The organism is Halopiger djelfimassiliensis (assembly GCF_000455365.1).
Lineage (GTDB): Archaea > Halobacteriota > Halobacteria > Halobacteriales > Natrialbaceae > Halopiger_B > Halopiger_B djelfimassiliensis.
The window spans coordinates 109,238-125,471 of sequence record NZ_HG315684.1 but is presented as its reverse complement, the minus strand read 5'-3'; the positions used below and the strand labels follow the sequence as shown (position 1 = coordinate 125,471).

The following is a 16,234-nucleotide window of genomic DNA, read 5'->3' as shown; positions in this document are numbered from 1 at the left end:
CGTCCGATAGAATCCTTGTGGTGGGATGTCCGGGTTTCACACGCGACACCGGTCCCCACGGGTTCCGGCTATCCCGTCCGATCGGCTGCGAGTCGATCCGCGAGCCGCTCCCGAAGGATCGTCCGGTGACACCGTTTCTGCGCCGTGTTCTCGAAGCACACGAGCGCGATCGACTCCCCCGACTCGAGACGCGCCGTCAGTTCCTCGAGCGCCGCCCGGGCCTCCGGCGCGGTCTCGAGGTGCTCGCGGTAGGCCGCGCCGAACCCGACCTGTTCCCACGCGGCGTTGTGTGCCCCCTCCTCGCAGAGTCCCTGCAGCTTCATGTCCTCCTCGCGGTCGCGCATCGACTCGAGGAGGTCGGCCGGCGGCCCGAGTTCGGGTCGGTTCTCGTCGACGGCCGCGTGAAACCACGGGGCCGGCTTTCGGACGACGCCCACAAGCGTGGCGGCGTCGGGAACGTCCGCGAGGTCGTGCTGGAGGGCGGCGACGTAGGTATCCGCGAGCGTCCCCTCGGTCTCGCGTTCCATACCACGGCTACGGCCGCCCCGCATTTATATACGGCGTCGGTTCGAACCCCCGCTAATCGATGACCGGGCACAGCGAAGACCCGAACGCGGACGTACAGTACCACCTCGAAGTCGACGGCGATGACGTCGCCGACACCGTCCTCCTGCCGGGCAACCCCGAACGCCTCGAGAAGATCGTCGACTGCTGGGACGACCACGAGATCACCGCCCATCACCGCGAGTATCGGACCGCGACTGGATCCGCCGAGGGGACGCCGATCTCGGTGACCTCGACGGGGATCGGGAGTCCGTCGGCGGCCATCGCCGTCGAGGAACTGGCCCGCGTCGGCTGCGAGACGTTCATCCGGGTCGGCTCCTGTGGCGCGCTCCAGCCCGAGATGGACGTCGGCGACCTCGTGATCACGACCGGCGCGGTCCGGCAGGAAGGCACCAGCGACGAGTACGTCCGGGAGGACTACCCCGCCGCCGCGGATCACGAGGTCGTCAGCGCGCTCGTCGCCGCCGCCGAGCGGCTGGGATACGACTACCACACCGGCGTCACGATGAGCGCCGACTCCTTCTACGCGGGACAGGGTCGCCCCGGCTACGAGGGCTTCGAGGCCGCCGGTGCCGACGATCTCGTCGACCAGCTCCGGGACGCGAACGTCAAGAACATCGAGATGGAGGCCAGCGCCATCCTCACGATCGCGAACCTCTACGGGCTCCGTGCCGGCGCGGTCTGTACCGTCTACGCCAACCGCGAGACCGGCGAGTTCAGGACGGAAGGCGAGTCGCGCGCGGCCGAAACCGCGACGCTGGCGACGCATCTGCTGGCGAAGATGGACGCGGTCAAACGCGAGGCCGGCGCGAAGCGGTGGCACGCGGGCCTCTCGCTCGAGTGACCCGGGAGCGCGTCACTCCCGGAGCCGGACGATGTCCTCCTCGAACACCCGCCGGTTCGGGATGACGTACTCGGCGTCGTCGTCCTCGAGTTTCGTCACGAACAGATCGACCTCCTGAACGATCCCCGACTGGTCGCCGATCCGGACGCGGTCGCCGATCCCGTATGGTTGGTTGAGCAACAGGTAGATCCCCGCCGCGCTCGAGACGAGGAAGTCCTTGAAGGCGACGGTGCCGACGACGACGATGCCGAGCGCGTAGACCGCAAGCAAGATCAACAGCGGGTTGACGTAGACGCCGATCTGGCCGAGCGCGACGAGGACGGCCACGAACAGTACCGAGTACTTGACGAGTTTGGGGAGCACCGAGACTTCGGGGAGTTTGACCCCGCGCAGGGCCTCGCTGACCTGAAGTTCGGATTTGTCCGCGATGACGAACCCGACGACGAGCACGAGCACCGCGATGAAGACCTGCGGGATGAACTCCGTGACCCGGAGCCAGAAGGCGTCGGTGTCGAGCAACTGCGCGATGTGGATGGCGGTCAGGACGGCGATCCCGTAGATAAACCACGAACTCAACCGGGCGACGATATCGACCGTCGACGTACCGATCGACTGGGCAGTCCGCTCGAACGGCGTTCCCTCGACGGCCTCGGGGACGCCCGACGCCGCGAGCAACTCCCTGTTGAGCCGGCCGACCAGATACCCCACGACGATCCCGAGTGCAAGCACCGCGGCCGCGATAACCGCCGGCTCGTCGATGAGCGTCTGCCAGTCCATATCAGTACGCCTCCGGATCGACCTCCAGGATGAGCTCGCCGGCTTTGAACGCCCGGACGAGCCCATCGCTTTCCGAAAGCACGATCGAAATCGAGTTGGTATCCCGCGTGATCGCGCCGCCGGCCATGTGGCGCGCCCCTAGCCCCTTCGGGATGTCGACGCCCTCGGCGGACGGCTCGAGGTACCGGTAGGCCGAGACGATCTTGCCCGCATCCGAGATGATAAACGCGCCGTCGAGGCGCGAGAACTCCTTGAGCATGACGTTCACGATCGGATCGCCGACGTGGACGTGGGACTTCTCGAAGGGGTTGTACGAGAGCGGCCGGGACTTGTTCATCACCTTGCCCGCGTCGCCGACGACGAACAGCGCGCCGACCGGCTTGCCCTTCTGTCCTTTCTTGCCCAGTTCGATCGCGAGTTCGAGGACGGCCTTGATGACTTCCGGCTCCGCCCGCGATTTCGCGAACAGGTCGTAAATCCCGGTGTGGGCGTCCATGTTCGCGCGAACGCGGGAGACGGTATCGATCTCGTCGTCGAAGATGCTCGTCGCACACGCGAGGTCGTCGCCGTCCTCGATCACGTCCTGCTCTAGCGCGCCCTCGATCCCGAAACGGATCCGCTCGGCGACGTCGGCGAACTCGAGGGGGAGTTCGACGAACGTCTCCGCGCTCACCTCGTTTTCCGTTCCGACCACGATCACGTCGGGGCCGTCGACCTCCCGAACCTGCTCGTAGTACGACCCGCTGGGGGAAAAGAGCATGACGGCGTCGACGTTCGAGAAGAGATCACCGAACACGTCGTCTAACCCGACCATTGCTCGTATAAGCTGCTTCCGCGCGAATAAGCGTTATGGGCCGTCTGACGCTCGTCTGTCGCTTCTCTCTACGATCGATCGTGTTTAATTAGTGGTTCGTGCGCGACCGAACGATGGGTTTCGCCCTCGAGCGGCGGCCGTCCGCCCGCATTCGAGGGGATGGCGCGGGCCGTCGACAGTCGAGCGCGAGGGCGACACCGCGGTGCGGTAGCTGTCACCCCCTTCGGTTTCAGTCCTCGTACTCGCGTTCGAAGACCCCTGGGTCCGGGCCGAGGACGGTCGTCGTCCCGCCGCCCCGGCGGACGAGCATCGGTATCGACGTGTCGTCGGTCCGGCCGTCCGCGCGTTCGGCACACTCGTCGGCGTCGCGATCGCGCTCGTCGCTCGGCGTCGACCCCTCGCCTAACAGTTCCCGCCGGACACACGCCGCTTCCGCGCGGATCTCGCGCAGGTGCCGCACCGCAGTCCGACGCCGCCTGTCCTCGAGCATGCCGGCACCGCTTGCCCGCCGCACGTCCACGAGCAACGCCTGTGCCGTCTCGTCGATCGTCTCGAGCCGATCGCGGGTCGGAAGGGTCTTTTCGGACCGCTCCCGAGCGGCCGGCTCGGTCGATGCGCCCTGTCGGTCGGGACTTTCAAGGCCCCGCAAATCGTCGTCTAGCATGGCTTCTGTAGGCCTGAAGCGGGAGCTAGCGCAGGTCGGTGCCCTTTCACCGCCTGCGCGTTTTCCTGACTGTCTTCTCACAGCCAATCTCTCATCCCGCCAGACCTTAATTTACACTGCAGAAATAAAAAACTATGCTTAAGCGAGCTATCGACCTTTATTATAGTTACAAGAAACGTCTAAAACAGCAGGTAGAACTGCTATTGCGTACATTCATAGAACACTGTTCGACATAGATGAATAGATGCGAAAGCGTGCCGAGTGGATGACGCGGGCAGACGATGAGATATTGGAGTATCTCGCATCCGAGAACGCTGGTACTCCGAAAGTGATCGCGGACGCGCTCGATCGAAGTAACGACTACATCGGCGTTCGCTGCCGCAAACTCGCCTCCTACGGACTGGTCGATCGCCCCTCTCGCGGCTTCTACGTCATCACCGACGCCGGCCGATCGTATCTCGAGGGGGAGCTGGACGCGGGTTCGCTGACCGCGGAGGAGGAGTGAGCGGCTGACCGGCTCCATCGGGCCGGCGATTACAACAGATACAACAGGCTTCCCACCGCGTGCTACGTTACTGATGGACGACACGATCCCTCGCCGAGCGGTTCTGCACTCCCTTTCGATCGCTTCGGCCGTCGGACTGAGCGGCTGTTTCGGCTGGGATACCGGAACGGCGGCGGACGAGAACGACCCGAGCTGTACGGGGTTCGATCAGGAGAGCGAGCGGAATCCCCCGTTGCGGGGTGCCAAGATGGTGTCGAGACGCGGCGAGCAGGCGACGCTTCGGGTGAGCCTCGTGAAATCCGAACTCGAGGACACCGACGCGAAGTGGATCACGGTCTCCGAACCCGAGACGAACGCGTCGAAACCCGAATACGCGATCCCCCTCAACGTCGGCGACACCCAACCGACGGATCTCATGGGTGACGGCGAGGTCGTCCGCAAGGAACAGACGATCGGCACCATGCCCGTCGCCGGCCGCTTCCGGGTCGCGGTCGAGACTGCCGACGGGGACGTCCTCGCGTGGAAAGCCTTCAGCTACGACTGCTCGAGCGACTCGGCGTTCTAACGTCCCCCGATTTCGGTCACTCCCTGACAGCCAGCCGATGGAACGGCCGAAGAAGGCGGCGGGGAAGCCAGACGAGGAACCGAACGACCGGCGTCAGGCGACCCCACCGGGGCGGCGTCGCCCGGTAGCGCCCTTCGATCCGCTCGACACGGCCCCTGGTCTCCAGATATCCGAGGGCGCTTTCGACGCGTGAGTCGGTGAGGTCGAGATCGGCGGCGAGCGCCGTGGCGGTTTTCGGCTCTGCGGCGTCCCGCAGGCCCTGATACACCACGTTCAACGTCTGCATTCGAAGCAGCACCTCGCCGCTACCGTCGTCGTCGAGATCGGACACGTACTCGTGTTTCGTCCGGGACGGTGCGTACCGAACAGTCGTCGCGCCGTCGAAGGCGAACCAGAGACCCGCAAGCGCCAGGAGTCCGCCGACCCGTGGGGAGGGATCGATGACTGCCACGTATGCACCCGCAACGAAGACGGCCGTCCCGTAGCCGAGTCCGTTCGTCCCGTCGGGGAGATCGTACTCCGCGTCCACGACATCGAGGACCGTCATCGCGGCGAGGAGCACCACAAGCGGGACTGCGGTTCGCAGCGTCATCTCGGTGACCCACACGAGGGCGGCCAGGACGACGACCGCGCCGACGGCCGTCCGGAGGGCGGTGTTCTCGTAGCAGGACGCGATCCGACCGAGCATCAGTACTGAAATGGACAAAGTGTATACAGATAACCGTTTTGTGTACCGGGGACAGCGAAGCCACGACACGTTCGGCGACCCTCGAGCGACCGGACGACCAGTACACAGGGGTCTCCGAACTGTCTCGAGTCCCTGCTGCGGTGCGTTCCCGACCGCACAGCCCTTTCGACGTGTCGACCTCGACGCTGAACCCGCGTCGTCGACAGGGCCACGCAAGCGTGCTCGAGGCACCGTCAGTGCGTGGGACCGGATTCGAACCGGAGGAAACCTCACTTCGTTCGGTTTCCAGGGCTCGACTCGGTCCTGCTCTTCGCTCACTTCGTTCGCTCATGCGCGGGACCGGATTCGAACCGGCGGACCCCTACGGGACAGCGTCCTAAGCGCTGCGCCGTTGGCCTAGCTTGGCTACCCGCGCTCACATGCGGGTTGTCACGAATCGAGTAAGAACCTGTCGATCCGGGCTACTGATGTTTGACCGGCTCTTCCGGGGACCAGTCCGGCGGAACGATAAACGTCACGTGCTCGGGGTCTCGGAGCTGATGGAGTTCCGCCGCCTGCTCGGCTAACGACCGATCTCGGTAGGGCATCTCGAGCCCGCAGCCGGTACAGACGAGCTTGCATGTTGGTTCCGTCATGGACTGGCCGGACGCACGCCCGTCCCGAGACTGGGCACTACGCGTCCGGTCGGTGTTGGCGGCTTCCGTGCTTTAGTAGTCGTCTCCTAGTGATACCGAGGTGAAACGGCCGATTCGACGAATCGTTCGTAGCTGCACGTTGGATCGAGTAGCAGGGTATTGGACGCGCCGGACCCTGGATTTATCTCGGATGAAACGGTATCCCGCCGTATGCACAGCGCCAGAGACCGCGTCGAATACGAACCGTGGCTCGAGGAACTCGAGCAGGTCGCCGACCGACTCGACCTGTCGACCGAGGCGCGGTCGTGTGCGGTCGATCTCTTCCTCGCGGACGTTCCCGACGATGACCGGTCCAAGCGGGCCGTCCTCGCCGCCAGCGTCTACGCCGGCTCGCTGGTCGCCGGCGACGGCCGCACCCAGGGTGCGGTCGCCGACGCCGCGGACGTCTCCCGCCTCTCGATCCAGACCCGCTGGAAGGAGTTGCTCGAGACCGCGGGGCTCGAGCCGCCGCGATGGTAACGAATCGAACCGTTACGCCGGATTCCAGTTCGAAAGTGTACGATACGCGGACGGAAAGGGTGACTAGCAGCAGTTGGAAATACGATTCCGGTCTTTAGTGACAGTCAACTCGAGCGGAACGAATACACGAGACGATCGTGGATATCAGTACGCAGTACAATTCGACTGCGCCGATCGTTTGCAGTGTCGATTTCGGTCACACGAATCCGATCGTCCCCGTCCCCATCGGCGCAATGGCTACCGTCGACCCCCAGAACAACCACATTGAATTCGAGTAAGCGGTCTCGTTTTCACGTTTGCTCCGTGACGATTCGATGAATCCGACCACGATACCGCTACTGCGCAGGAGACGGTCTCCGTGCTTGCCGCGATTTTCGCTGACGAAGAAAGAAATGCGCGCTGAGTGGTTTTAGAAGTTAGGAGGCGAAAACCCACGGCTTTAGCCGTGGGATGAAGCCGTCAGCAGGGTAGCAATCCACGTGAGAACGAGTGTTCGGTGATTGCGTTCGAGAACTTGACCGGCATTCGTGAGCGGACTGGCGCATCGTGGGGCCACAAGTGGGCGTTCGACCGTCTGTACGAGTACGTCGAGTATAAAGCCAGAGAACACGGTATCACAGTCGAACAGGTGGACCCGGAGAACACGTCACAGCGGTGTTCGCACTGTGGGTTCACGCACCCGAACAACCGCGAGGGCGAAGACTTCGAGTGCTTGAAGTGCGGGTACAAGAATCACGCTGATTACAACGCCGCAAAGAACATTGGCTTGCGGTTTCTCCGTCGTAACCAAACCGGGGGTGACGGAGGCGCACCCTTGGGCGTGCGCTTGAACAGCGGGATGGTGAACGTGAATGGAGGCTACTCTCCTGCCGAGGAATCGGCCAGAACGGAAGTCCACGCTGAATCCCACGGCTTCAGCCGGGGGTAGCTCAAGAAGGCGGCCATGGTCGTGGTCGTATGGCTGAGCAGAACGTCGCGGTAGTGACAGCGGCGGGAAGCGGCATTGGAGAAGCCTGTGCCCGGCGATTAAACGAGGACGGATACACGCCGGTTCTGTTATCACGGTCGGGGAGCGCCGTCGAGGTTGCGACCGACCTCGGCGGAGATGGGTTCGAAGGTTCGGTGACCGATCCCGACGACTTGGCAGCCCTCGTCGAGACGACGAACGAACGCTACGAACGTATCGACGCGGTGGTGAACAACACGGGTCACCCGCCGTCCGGCGATCTCCTCGAGATCTCCGACGAGGAGTGGCACGAGGGGCTCGACCTCGTGCTGTTGAATACCGTCCGGATGGCCCGGCTCGTTACACCCATCATGGAAGAACAAGGCCACGGGTCGATCGTGAACATCTCGACGTTCTCGGCGTTCGAACCGTCGAGTGAGTTTCCCGTGTCGTCGGTGCTTCGGGCCGGACTCGGGAGTTTCACCAAACTCTACGCCGACCAGTACGCGGCGCACGGGATCCGGATGAACACGGTACAGCCCGGATTCGTCGATAGCTACGAGGTCGATGAGGAAACGAGGGACCGAATCCCGATGGGACGACCGGCAGAAACGGCAGAGATCGCGGACGCAGTCGCGTACCTGCTTTCACCTGCCGCGAGCTACATCACCGGCCAGAACATCCGCGTCGATGGAGGGCTTACAGCGTCCGTGTGACGTCCTCCGTGTCGTGAACGGCGGTACTCTCGCCGAACCCCGCAGCTCCGGATCGAATGCCGTCACTCGTCGCCGTCGTCAGTCTCTTCGAGGACGGTCCCGTGTTCGTCGATCTCGCCGTTGACGATCCGCGTACTCGAGATGATCTCGCCGTCGTCGGCGAGTACGTGCGGGACGACGACGACCTCGAGCGGGTCGTGGCCCCGTTCGCGCCGGATCTCGTTGATCCGCTCGCCGCCGTCGCGGGTTTCCGGCGAGACGACGAGATACTCGAACTGGGGTTCGGTCGCGATCCCCGTGGGCTTCTCGAGGGGCCGGATCTCGAACTCCCGATCGTGGTCCTCGGCGATGGATTCGAGCTCCCGCTCGAGGGATTCCTTTCGGGTTTCGTAGGGCCTGACCGGCCGCTCGACGTGTCGAGTCTTCGGTGCGAGTTCGTCGCTCGTCAATCCGACGGTCACGTCTCCGAGTTCGAACGCCCGTTCGAACAGTTTTCGATGGCCATCGTGAACGGGGTCGAACGTCCCACCAAGCGCGACGTCCATACCCCACCTCACTGTCGCGGACGGTATAAAACGGTCGAAACCGGGTATCAATACAGCCCGCGGGTGCCGTGTGTTCGACAACTGTCGATATGCACCTTCGCATTGTTTTTAGTAGTCGCCCACAGTGTCCATGATATGGGATTAGACGAGGACGCACTCGAGTACCACCGGACGGATCCGCCCGGAAAGATCGAGATTTCGACGACGAAACCCACGAATACGCAACGGGACCTCTCGCTCGCGTACTCGCCCGGCGTGGCCGCCCCGTGTCTGGAGATCGACGACGACGAGACCGACGCCTACACGTACACGGCAAAGGGGAACCTCGTCGGCGTCGTCTCGAACGGATCGGCCGTACTGGGCCTCGGCGACATCGGTGCACAGGCGTCGAAACCCGTCATGGAGGGGAAAGGCGTCCTGTTCAAACGCTTCGCGGACATCGACGTGTTCGACATCGAACTCGACGAGGCAGACCCCGACAAGTTCGTCGAGGCCGTCAAAATGATGGAGCCGACGTTCGGCGGCATCAACCTGGAGGACATCAAGGCCCCCGAGTGTTTCACCATCGAGGAACGACTCCGCGAAGAGATCGACATTCCCGTCTTCCACGACGACCAGCACGGGACCGCGATCATCAGCGGCGCGGCGTTACTGAACGCCGCCGATATCGCCGACAAGGACCTCGAGGACCTCGAGATCGTCTTCTCGGGGGCCGGTGCGAGCGCGATCGCGACGGCCCGCTTTTACGTCTCGCTGGGCTGTAAGCGGGAGAACATCACCATGTGTGACTCCTCGGGGATCATCACCGAGGAACGGGCGCGGCGAGACGAGATCAACGAGTACAAACGGGAGTTCGCCCGCGACGTGCCCGAGGGAGACCTCGCGGACGCGATGGCAGGCGCGGACGTCTTCGTCGGCCTCTCGGTCGGCGGCATCGTCTCTCAGGGGATGATTCAGTCGATGGCCGACGACCCGATCGTCTTCGCGATGGCCAATCCCGATCCGGAGATCGGGTACGAGGAGGCCAAGTCGGCCCGCGACGACACGGTCATCATGGCGACCGGCCGGTCGGACTACCCCAATCAGGTCAACAACGTCCTCGGGTTCCCCTTCATCTTCCGCGGCGCGCTTGACGTGCGCGCAACGGAGATCAACGAGGAGATGAAAGTCGCCTGCGCCGAGGCGCTGGCCGAACTCGCACGCCAGGACGTCCCCGACGCGGTCGTCAAGGCCTACGGCGACGAACCGATCCAGTACGGGCCCGAGTACATCATCCCGAAACCGGTCGATCCGCGCGTGCTCTTCCGCGTCGCGCCGTCGATCGCCGAGGCCGCGATGGAGTCCGGCGCTGCCCGGACCGAACTCGATCTCGACGAGTACGAGGAGGAACTCGAGGCCCGGCTGGGCAAGTCCCGCGAGATGATGCGGGTCGTCCTGAACAAGGCGAAAAGCGACCCCAAGACGGTCGCGCTCGCGGAGGGCGAAAACGAGAAGATGATCCGGGCGGCCTACCAGATCCAGGAACAGGGGATCGCCCTGCCGATCCTCATCGGCGACGAGTCCGAGATCCGGCGGACGGCCGCAAACCTCGGACTGGACTTCGATCCGACCGTCGCCGATCCGGCGGCCGGCGACTACGAGGGCTACGCCGACCGCCTGCACGAGCTTCGTGCCCGAAAGGGAATCACGCGGACCGAGGCCGGCGAACTCATCGAACGCGACTCGAACTACTTCGGCAGCGTGATGGTCGAACGGGGCGACGCCGACGCCTTACTCACCGGCCTCTCGCACCACTACCCGTCGGCGCTGCGGCCGCCGCTGCAAGTGATCGGAACCGCCCCGGACGTCGATTACGCGGCGGGCGTCTACATGCTCACGTTCAAAAACCGGGTGATCTTCGTGGCCGACGCGACGGTCAACCAGGACCCCGACGAGGAGGTCCTCGCGGAAGTCACCCGGCAGACGGGCAAACTCGCCCGCCGGTTCAACATCGAACCGCGTGCGGCGTTGCTATCGTACTCGAACTTCGGCAGCGTCGACAACGAGGGGACCCGAAAGCCCCGCCGTGCGGCCCAGATGCTGCAGGACGACCCCGAAGCCGACTTCCCGGTCGACGGCGAGATGCAGGCCGACACCGCCGTCGTCGAGGACATCCTCGAAGGGACATACGGCTTCTCGGAACTCGATGACCCCGCGAACGTGCTCGTCTTCCCGAACCTCGAGTCGGGCAACATCGGCTACAAACTCCTCCAGCGCCTCGGCGGGGCCGACGCCATCGGCCCGATGCTGGTCGGGATGGACAAGCCGGTCCACGTCCTCCAGCGGGGCGACGAGGTCAAAGACATCGTGAATCTGGCGGGCGTCGCGGTCGTCGACGCGCAACAGAGCGACTAGGGAACGCCGAGCAGCGGTGAGCGGTCGACACCGCCGTTTCGAGAGGGGCTCGATACCGTGAAATTTTTGCGTCTGCTCTTCGTCGGAGAGCAGCAGAACCCCCGATGCAACCGACGAATCCATCCGGGCCCTCCAGCGAAGCCGAACACGATCGGGCACGTCGCCGGTTTCTCCGAGCCGGCGGCGTCGCCGCGACGATCGGACTCGCCGGCTGTGCCGGACTGGGAGGCATAACCGACGATGAAACGGACCGTAGCCGGCCGAAAATCAGCGACGAGTTCCAGTCCCGGTACGTCCCCCATCCCAACGACGACGTCTCGATGTTTCGACGCGGACTTCGCCGGCTCGGGTATTTCCCCGACGAAGTCGTCCCCGACTCGGTCACCGTCGACTGGGAGTTTCCGCTCAACGAGGCCGGCCACACCGCCGCGAAATCCAGCCCCGTTCCGACTCCCGACGGCGAGACGATCGTCTTCGCCGGCGACACGGGCCGCGTGGTCGGTATGACCCCCGACGGCGAGCAGCGATGGGAGACACAGACGGACGCGACCGATAAGGGCTTTCACGGGTCAGCGGCCATCGTCGACGACGTCGTCTACATCGGCGGCTACGACGGGGCGTTGTACGCCATGAACGTCGACGACGGCGAACTGCGCTGGAAAACGGAGGCTTCGGAACTCGACGGGGCCCTCGCCGTCGGCTCGAGTCCGGCCTACTACGACGGCACGCTCTATTTCATCTCCGAGTTCGCAGACCCCTTCTCGGGCGCGCTGTGGGCGATCGATCCCGAAACCGGGGAGCCGATCTGGCAGGACGACCGCATCTGGGGCCGGGCACATCCGTCGCCGTCGATCGACCTCCAGCGGGGTCGGATCCTCGCCGGGTCGAACGACGGTGCCGTCTACTGCTGGGAGTTTCCCTCGCTCGAGTTCGCCTGGAAGTTCCAGCTCGAAGCGAACGGCGCATCGCAAGTCGACGGCACGTTCAACCTCGGCTCCGAGATCAAGGGATCGGCCCCGCTCTACGACGGACACGCGTATTTCGGGTCGTTCAACGGCTGTTTCTACTGCGTCGATATCATGGACGGCAGCGAGGTCTGGTCGTTCGAGACCGACAGGGCGATCATGTCGAACGCGGCGGTCGATCCGGACGCGGGCGTCGTCTACATGGGCAGCGACGACGGCTACGTCTACGCCCTCGATCCCGAAACCGGCGACCAGTACTGGTCGGCGAACGTCAACGGTCGCGTCGTCGGGGCGCTGACGGTGACCGCGGAAACGGTACTGGCGGGGTCGTACGATTCGTACCTGTACGCGCTCGACAAGAAGACCGGCGATCGGCGCTGGCGCGTCGAAAACCGCGGTCGGGTGACCACGTCCCCGGTGCCGGTCGACGGCCGGATCTACTACGCTGAACGGGGCGTCTTCTCGAACTACTACGACGACAAGCCCACTGTCTTCGAGGAACCCGGCCACGCGTACTGTCTGGTCGGGGACGAGTGAGCCGCGGGGCGGCCGCGGCGAAAGCGTGCATTCAAGTATTCGCCGGAACTTTTCCCGCGTATGCAAGATCAGGGACGCTCTACGCGCAAGCGAACCGGCGGTCGACTGAAGAACGTTCGAAAGCGCCGCAAGGACGAACTGGGTCGACTGCCGACGGAAACGCAGGTCGGCGAACCGCGGTTCCGCACCGTCGACGTTCGCGGCAACGAGACGAAGGTCCGTGCGCTGTCGACGAACGTCGCCAGCGTCAACAAGGGCGGCGAAACGGTCTCCGCGGAGATCGAAGACGTCGTCGAGAACGACGCCAACCCGAACTACGTCCGTCGAAACATCATCACCAAAGGTGCCATCATCGACACCACCGAAGGCGAGGCGCGCGTGATGTCCCGACCCGGCCAGACCGGGCAGGTAAACGCCGTCCTTCTCGAGGACTAGTCGCCGATCGTTCGACGGTGCTATCGAAGGCTACCCGAGAGGGGCACCACTGGGCTATTTCTGACGAACCGAAGAGGAACGCGGAGTGGCCACGTCCAATTGGTCCCCCGATTCGACGGCGGATCAACGGACCGCATGCAGATCGACGAAGTCGTTGTCGTCCGCGCTGAGCCACGCCGTCAGCTTCCGGTCGTCGGGACAGTTCCGCGGAAACACCGTCCGACGATCCGGTTGGTCCTCGTATTTGACGATGACCGATTTGAGGGTCCGGTCCCGGGAGCCGGTCGGTTCGTCGGGCGTGGCTTCTGGTGCTCGGTCTCGAGCGAGACGATCGTCGTAACCGCTTTCGGATCCGGTCATGGTTCGGCCGGCGATGAAACGCCGTGTCGGGACGCAGGCAGTCCACCTACAAAGCGTGTGCTAAGTGGGCTATTGAGGAGTACGTACGCGTTCGAACCCGAACGTGGGCCGGGCCGGAACGTCGAGCGGACCGACCGCAATGGAACGAAGCGCCGAAAGCGTGGGCCGACCGGAGTCCGCTCAGGGGCGCGGTGCTGCCTTCTGAAGCGCCGTCTCCGCGATGTTCCCGCCGTAGTCGGCGCTGCGGGACAGCGAGTCGACGATCAGCCCGAGCGACTGGGCCTGAACGGGTTCGAGGTCACGGAGCATGTCGTCGATCGTTCGCGTATGCTCGTCGATCTCGAGAACGGCCTCGCGGGCGGCGTGACCCAGCCGGTTTGCCTCGTCCGTCTCGGTGGCAAACAGCGCATCCATCGACTTCTCGAGGACATCGGACGCATCGGCATGCAGCGCTTGCAACGCGTCGGCGACGTCGGCGGGGATCTCGTCGAGTTTGAGCGCGAGGTTGCTGATCTTGGCCGCGTGGTCGGCGACCCGCTCGAGTTGGCGGGCGCTCGAGTGGTAGTCGAAACAGTCCTCGCGGTGGACGCCGAGTTCTTCGGCGGCCCGCGGCGACCGAAGGGTCGCACGAAAGATCCGGGAGACGACGAGCCAGAGTCGGTCGACGTCGTCGTCCCGATCGATGACGTCCCGGGCGATGTCGTCGTCGTTCTCGACGAGGGCCGTGACCGCATCCGCGAGCATCGACTGGGCGATCAGCCGCATCCGGGAAACGGCGTTGACGATCGATAGCTCCGACGAGTCGAGCAGGTCCTGAATAACGACGCTGTCGGTCGTCTCTTCGAGGACCTCGACGCCGACGAGGCTCTGTGTCGCGTCCCGGATCGCCCGACGCTGATCGGTCGTGATGCGGTTGGCCTCGAGTCCGATGATGTCGAAGCCGCTGACGTACATCGTCATCACGGCTCGCGTGAGCCGCTCGCCCTCGAGATCAGAGACGTCGAGCGTTCCCTCCTGGCGTTCCGTCTCCGATCGCGGCGTCAACAGCAGCGTATCGTCCTCGGGATAGAATTCGACGGTCGTCCCGGCATCGACGCCGTTTTCGGTCGCCCAGGTTTTCGGGAGGGAGACGGTGTACGTGGACCCACCCGTTACCTGAACCTTTCGCGTTTCCATATACTGGATCGCTTCGGACTCCAGAATATAAACATACCCGGGTCTATAGAGAGGTATCGATATCTCCGGAATCAATCCACACATCGCGTGATCCGGGTTTCCGTTCGTCGATACTTCCCGTTCTATTATTGCAACCATACGCCTAACGAGAAGAAGTATATAGGAGTCGAAACGATCACCGCCTCCGTCACACGGCGGCTGAGTAGGCTGTCAGACTACGAGACACGAAAGACCGGTTTCGAGGCGAGGCGAGCGCCGGAGACGGTGAGAGCGGGATACTCGAATCGTCGGTTCGCACGGGTTACTGGGCGTTCGGTCCGGATTGTGGCTGCTCGGCTGGGGTGTCGACGTTTCCGTCCCCGCGACCGTTTGCGCTGGGGTTATCTTCACGATATCAGAGTGCAATATAGAACTATATAGCGGACATAGTATGGTATTTAGGCAATCCAGCTCTCGAATGACGTGATGAGTGATGAGACGAATGATCGGCTTCGGGGACTCCAATCGACCCTCACATCGGCCGCTCCCGATCTCGGGCGTTTTACGACAACCATGCTCGGGACCGACGCAAAAGCGTCCGGCATGACTTCGAGCAGCGGCAGTTCCGAGACGGTAGCGGACGCGGAGACCGAAACTACGTCGGCGCTTGCGTCCGAATCGGCTACCGGGGCCGAGATGGCAAGCGAGAGCCAACCGCTTGGATCGCCCCGCGTCGACAACGCCGTCATCGAGGCGCGGGATCTCGACGTTTTCTACGGCGATACGCAGGCGCTGCAGGGGATCAACATGGATATCCCCGAAAAGAAGGTGACGGCGCTGATCGGGCCGTCGGGGTGTGGGAAATCGACGTTCCTGCGGTCGATCAATCGAATGAACGATCTCATCGACGTCGCCCGTGTCGAGGGCGACCTCTACTTCCACGGGAAAAACGTCTACGACGAGGACGTCGACCCCGTCGCGCTGCGCCGAAAGATCGGGATGGTCTTCCAGAAACCGAACCCGTTCCCGAAGAGCATCTTCGACAACGTCGCCTACGGGCTCCGGGTGCAGGGCAAAGACGACGATGTCGAAGAAAAGGTCCACACCGCACTCGAGCGAGCCGCGCTTCTGGACGAGGTCGAGGACCAGCTCGACTCGAGCGGGATGGATCTCTCGGGCGGCCAACAACAGCGACTCTGTATCGCGCGGGCGATCGCGACCGATCCGGAAGTCATCCTGATGGACGAACCCGCCTCCGCGCTCGATCCGGTCGCGACCTCGAAGATCGAGGACCTCGTCGAGGAACTCGCCGAGGAGTACACCGTGGTCATCGTCACTCACAACATGCAACAGGCCGCGCGTATCTCGGACAAGACCGCGGTCTTTCTCACCGGCGGGAACCTCGTCGAGTTCGACGATACCGACAAGATCTTCGAAAACCCCGAAAGCGACCGCGTCGAAGACTACATTACCGGCAAGTTCGGTTGACCACCTCCCGCGCCTGAAGACGCGAGAATCCCGCCACGGGGTTTCAGGCCGAGTGCAATGGCCCTGTGGTTTCAAGACGCATACGTTCCACGCGTCGACTGCTGGGCTTTAGCATCGG

At 63.8% G+C, this 16,234-nt stretch carries 19 protein-coding genes, 1 tRNA gene and 1 pseudogene; 11 read left to right on the top strand and 10 right to left on the bottom strand.

The genetic code is table 11. From position 1 onward, the window contains the following. Positions 1-68: 68 nt before the first annotated feature. Positions 69-527, bottom strand: coding sequence for a DUF488 family protein, N3 subclade (locus tag TX80_RS00670; RefSeq protein WP_081661367.1), 459 nt, complete (start codon positions 525-527; stop codon positions 69-71). Positions 528-586: 59 nt separating this feature from the next. On the opposite strand from TX80_RS00670, the gene TX80_RS00665 reads away from it, so the two are divergent. Continuing rightward, positions 587-1,408, top strand: coding sequence for a nucleoside phosphorylase (locus tag TX80_RS00665; protein ID WP_049920915.1), 822 nt, complete (start codon positions 587-589; stop codon positions 1,406-1,408). 12 nt (positions 1,409-1,420) lie between these two features. On the opposite strand, the gene TX80_RS00660 is transcribed toward TX80_RS00665, so the two are convergent. From TX80_RS00660 to TX80_RS00650, 3 genes are all read right to left on the bottom strand, one after another. After that, on the bottom strand, positions 1,421-2,185 hold the full coding sequence (locus TX80_RS00660) for a mechanosensitive ion channel family protein (RefSeq protein ID WP_049920913.1): 765 nt from the start codon (positions 2,183-2,185) through the stop codon (positions 1,421-1,423). A gap of 1 nt (position 2,186) precedes the next feature. Further along, on the bottom strand, positions 2,187-2,999 hold the full coding sequence (dacZ, locus tag TX80_RS00655; protein WP_049920912.1) for a diadenylate cyclase DacZ: 813 nt from the start codon (positions 2,997-2,999) through the stop codon (positions 2,187-2,189). Between the two features lie 229 nt (positions 3,000-3,228). After that, on the bottom strand, positions 3,229-3,663 hold the full coding sequence (locus tag TX80_RS00650) for a hypothetical protein (RefSeq protein WP_049920911.1): 435 nt from the start codon (positions 3,661-3,663) through the stop codon (positions 3,229-3,231). Positions 3,664-3,907: 244 nt separating this feature from the next. On the opposite strand from TX80_RS00650, the gene TX80_RS00645 reads away from it, so the two are divergent. After that, positions 3,908-4,168, top strand: a complete 261-nt coding sequence (locus TX80_RS00645) for a phage repressor protein (protein ID WP_049920910.1) — start codon at positions 3,908-3,910, stop codon at positions 4,166-4,168. A 73-nt stretch (positions 4,169-4,241) separates the two neighbouring features. Further along, positions 4,242-4,733, top strand: coding sequence for a hypothetical protein (locus TX80_RS19615; protein WP_230198654.1), 492 nt, complete (start codon positions 4,242-4,244; stop codon positions 4,731-4,733). A 16-nt stretch (positions 4,734-4,749) separates the two neighbouring features. Here TX80_RS19615 and TX80_RS00635 read toward each other — a convergent pair whose 3' ends face one another. The 3 genes from TX80_RS00635 to TX80_RS19220 form a co-directional block, all read right to left on the bottom strand. Next, positions 4,750-5,421 (bottom strand): hypothetical protein, encoded by a 672-nt coding sequence (locus TX80_RS00635; protein WP_049920909.1) that lies wholly within the window; start codon positions 5,419-5,421, stop codon positions 4,750-4,752. Positions 5,422-5,751: 330 nt separating this feature from the next. Beyond that, a tRNA-Leu gene (locus tag TX80_RS00630) sits at positions 5,752-5,836 on the bottom strand. Between the two features lie 46 nt (positions 5,837-5,882). Further along, positions 5,883-6,056 (bottom strand): hypothetical protein, encoded by a 174-nt coding sequence (locus TX80_RS19220; RefSeq protein WP_195893006.1) that lies wholly within the window; start codon positions 6,054-6,056, stop codon positions 5,883-5,885. Positions 6,057-6,266: 210 nt separating this feature from the next. On the opposite strand from TX80_RS19220, the gene TX80_RS00625 reads away from it, so the two are divergent. The 4 genes and pseudogenes from TX80_RS00625 (at position 6,267) to TX80_RS00615 (ending at position 8,237) form a co-directional block, all read left to right on the top strand. After that, the gene (locus tag TX80_RS00625) at positions 6,267-6,575 is read left to right on the top strand and encodes a cyclin (RefSeq protein ID WP_049920908.1); all 309 of its coding nucleotides are present in this window, start codon (positions 6,267-6,269) and stop codon (positions 6,573-6,575) included. Positions 6,576-6,712: 137 nt separating this feature from the next. After that, positions 6,713-6,853: a hypothetical protein gene (locus TX80_RS18825; protein ID WP_230198653.1), complete on the top strand. Its 141-nt coding sequence runs from the start codon at positions 6,713-6,715 to the stop codon at positions 6,851-6,853. 197 nt (positions 6,854-7,050) lie between these two features. After that, a pseudogene (locus tag TX80_RS00620) lies at positions 7,051-7,503 on the top strand (RNA-guided endonuclease InsQ/TnpB family protein); the annotation flags it as partial. Positions 7,504-7,532: 29 nt separating this feature from the next. Then, positions 7,533-8,237: an SDR family oxidoreductase gene (locus tag TX80_RS00615; protein WP_049920907.1), complete on the top strand. Its 705-nt coding sequence runs from the start codon at positions 7,533-7,535 to the stop codon at positions 8,235-8,237. A 62-nt stretch (positions 8,238-8,299) separates the two neighbouring features. On the opposite strand, the gene TX80_RS00610 is transcribed toward TX80_RS00615, so the two are convergent. Beyond that, positions 8,300-8,782: a phosphopantetheine adenylyltransferase gene (locus TX80_RS00610; protein WP_049920906.1), complete on the bottom strand. Its 483-nt coding sequence runs from the start codon at positions 8,780-8,782 to the stop codon at positions 8,300-8,302. A 135-nt stretch (positions 8,783-8,917) separates the two neighbouring features. Between TX80_RS00610 and TX80_RS00605 the strand changes: the two genes are divergently transcribed. From TX80_RS00605 to TX80_RS00595, 3 genes are all read left to right on the top strand, one after another. Next, a complete protein-coding gene (locus TX80_RS00605; RefSeq protein WP_049920905.1) occupies positions 8,918-11,176 on the top strand; it encodes an NADP-dependent malic enzyme in 2,259 nt (752 codons plus the stop codon). Between the two features lie 104 nt (positions 11,177-11,280). Continuing rightward, the gene (locus tag TX80_RS00600; RefSeq protein ID WP_049920904.1) at positions 11,281-12,678 is read left to right on the top strand and encodes an outer membrane protein assembly factor BamB family protein; all 1,398 of its coding nucleotides are present in this window, start codon (positions 11,281-11,283) and stop codon (positions 12,676-12,678) included. A gap of 60 nt (positions 12,679-12,738) precedes the next feature. Beyond that, positions 12,739-13,113 (top strand): 30S ribosomal protein S8e, encoded by a 375-nt coding sequence (locus TX80_RS00595; RefSeq protein ID WP_049920903.1) that lies wholly within the window; start codon positions 12,739-12,741, stop codon positions 13,111-13,113. Positions 13,114-13,236: 123 nt separating this feature from the next. Here the strand turns inward: TX80_RS00595 and TX80_RS00590 are convergent, their stop codons facing one another. Together TX80_RS00590 and TX80_RS00585 are read right to left on the bottom strand one after the other, a co-directional pair. Next, positions 13,237-13,473, bottom strand: coding sequence for a DUF7511 domain-containing protein (locus TX80_RS00590; protein ID WP_049920902.1), 237 nt, complete (start codon positions 13,471-13,473; stop codon positions 13,237-13,239). A 180-nt stretch (positions 13,474-13,653) separates the two neighbouring features. Next, the gene (locus tag TX80_RS00585) at positions 13,654-14,649 is read right to left on the bottom strand and encodes a phosphate uptake regulator PhoU (RefSeq protein WP_049920901.1); all 996 of its coding nucleotides are present in this window, start codon (positions 14,647-14,649) and stop codon (positions 13,654-13,656) included. Between the two features lie 582 nt (positions 14,650-15,231). Between TX80_RS00585 and pstB the strand changes: the two genes are divergently transcribed. Next, positions 15,232-16,116, top strand: a complete 885-nt coding sequence (pstB, locus tag TX80_RS00580) for a phosphate ABC transporter ATP-binding protein PstB (protein WP_049922128.1) — start codon at positions 15,232-15,234, stop codon at positions 16,114-16,116. Positions 16,117-16,234 lie beyond the last annotated feature (118 nt).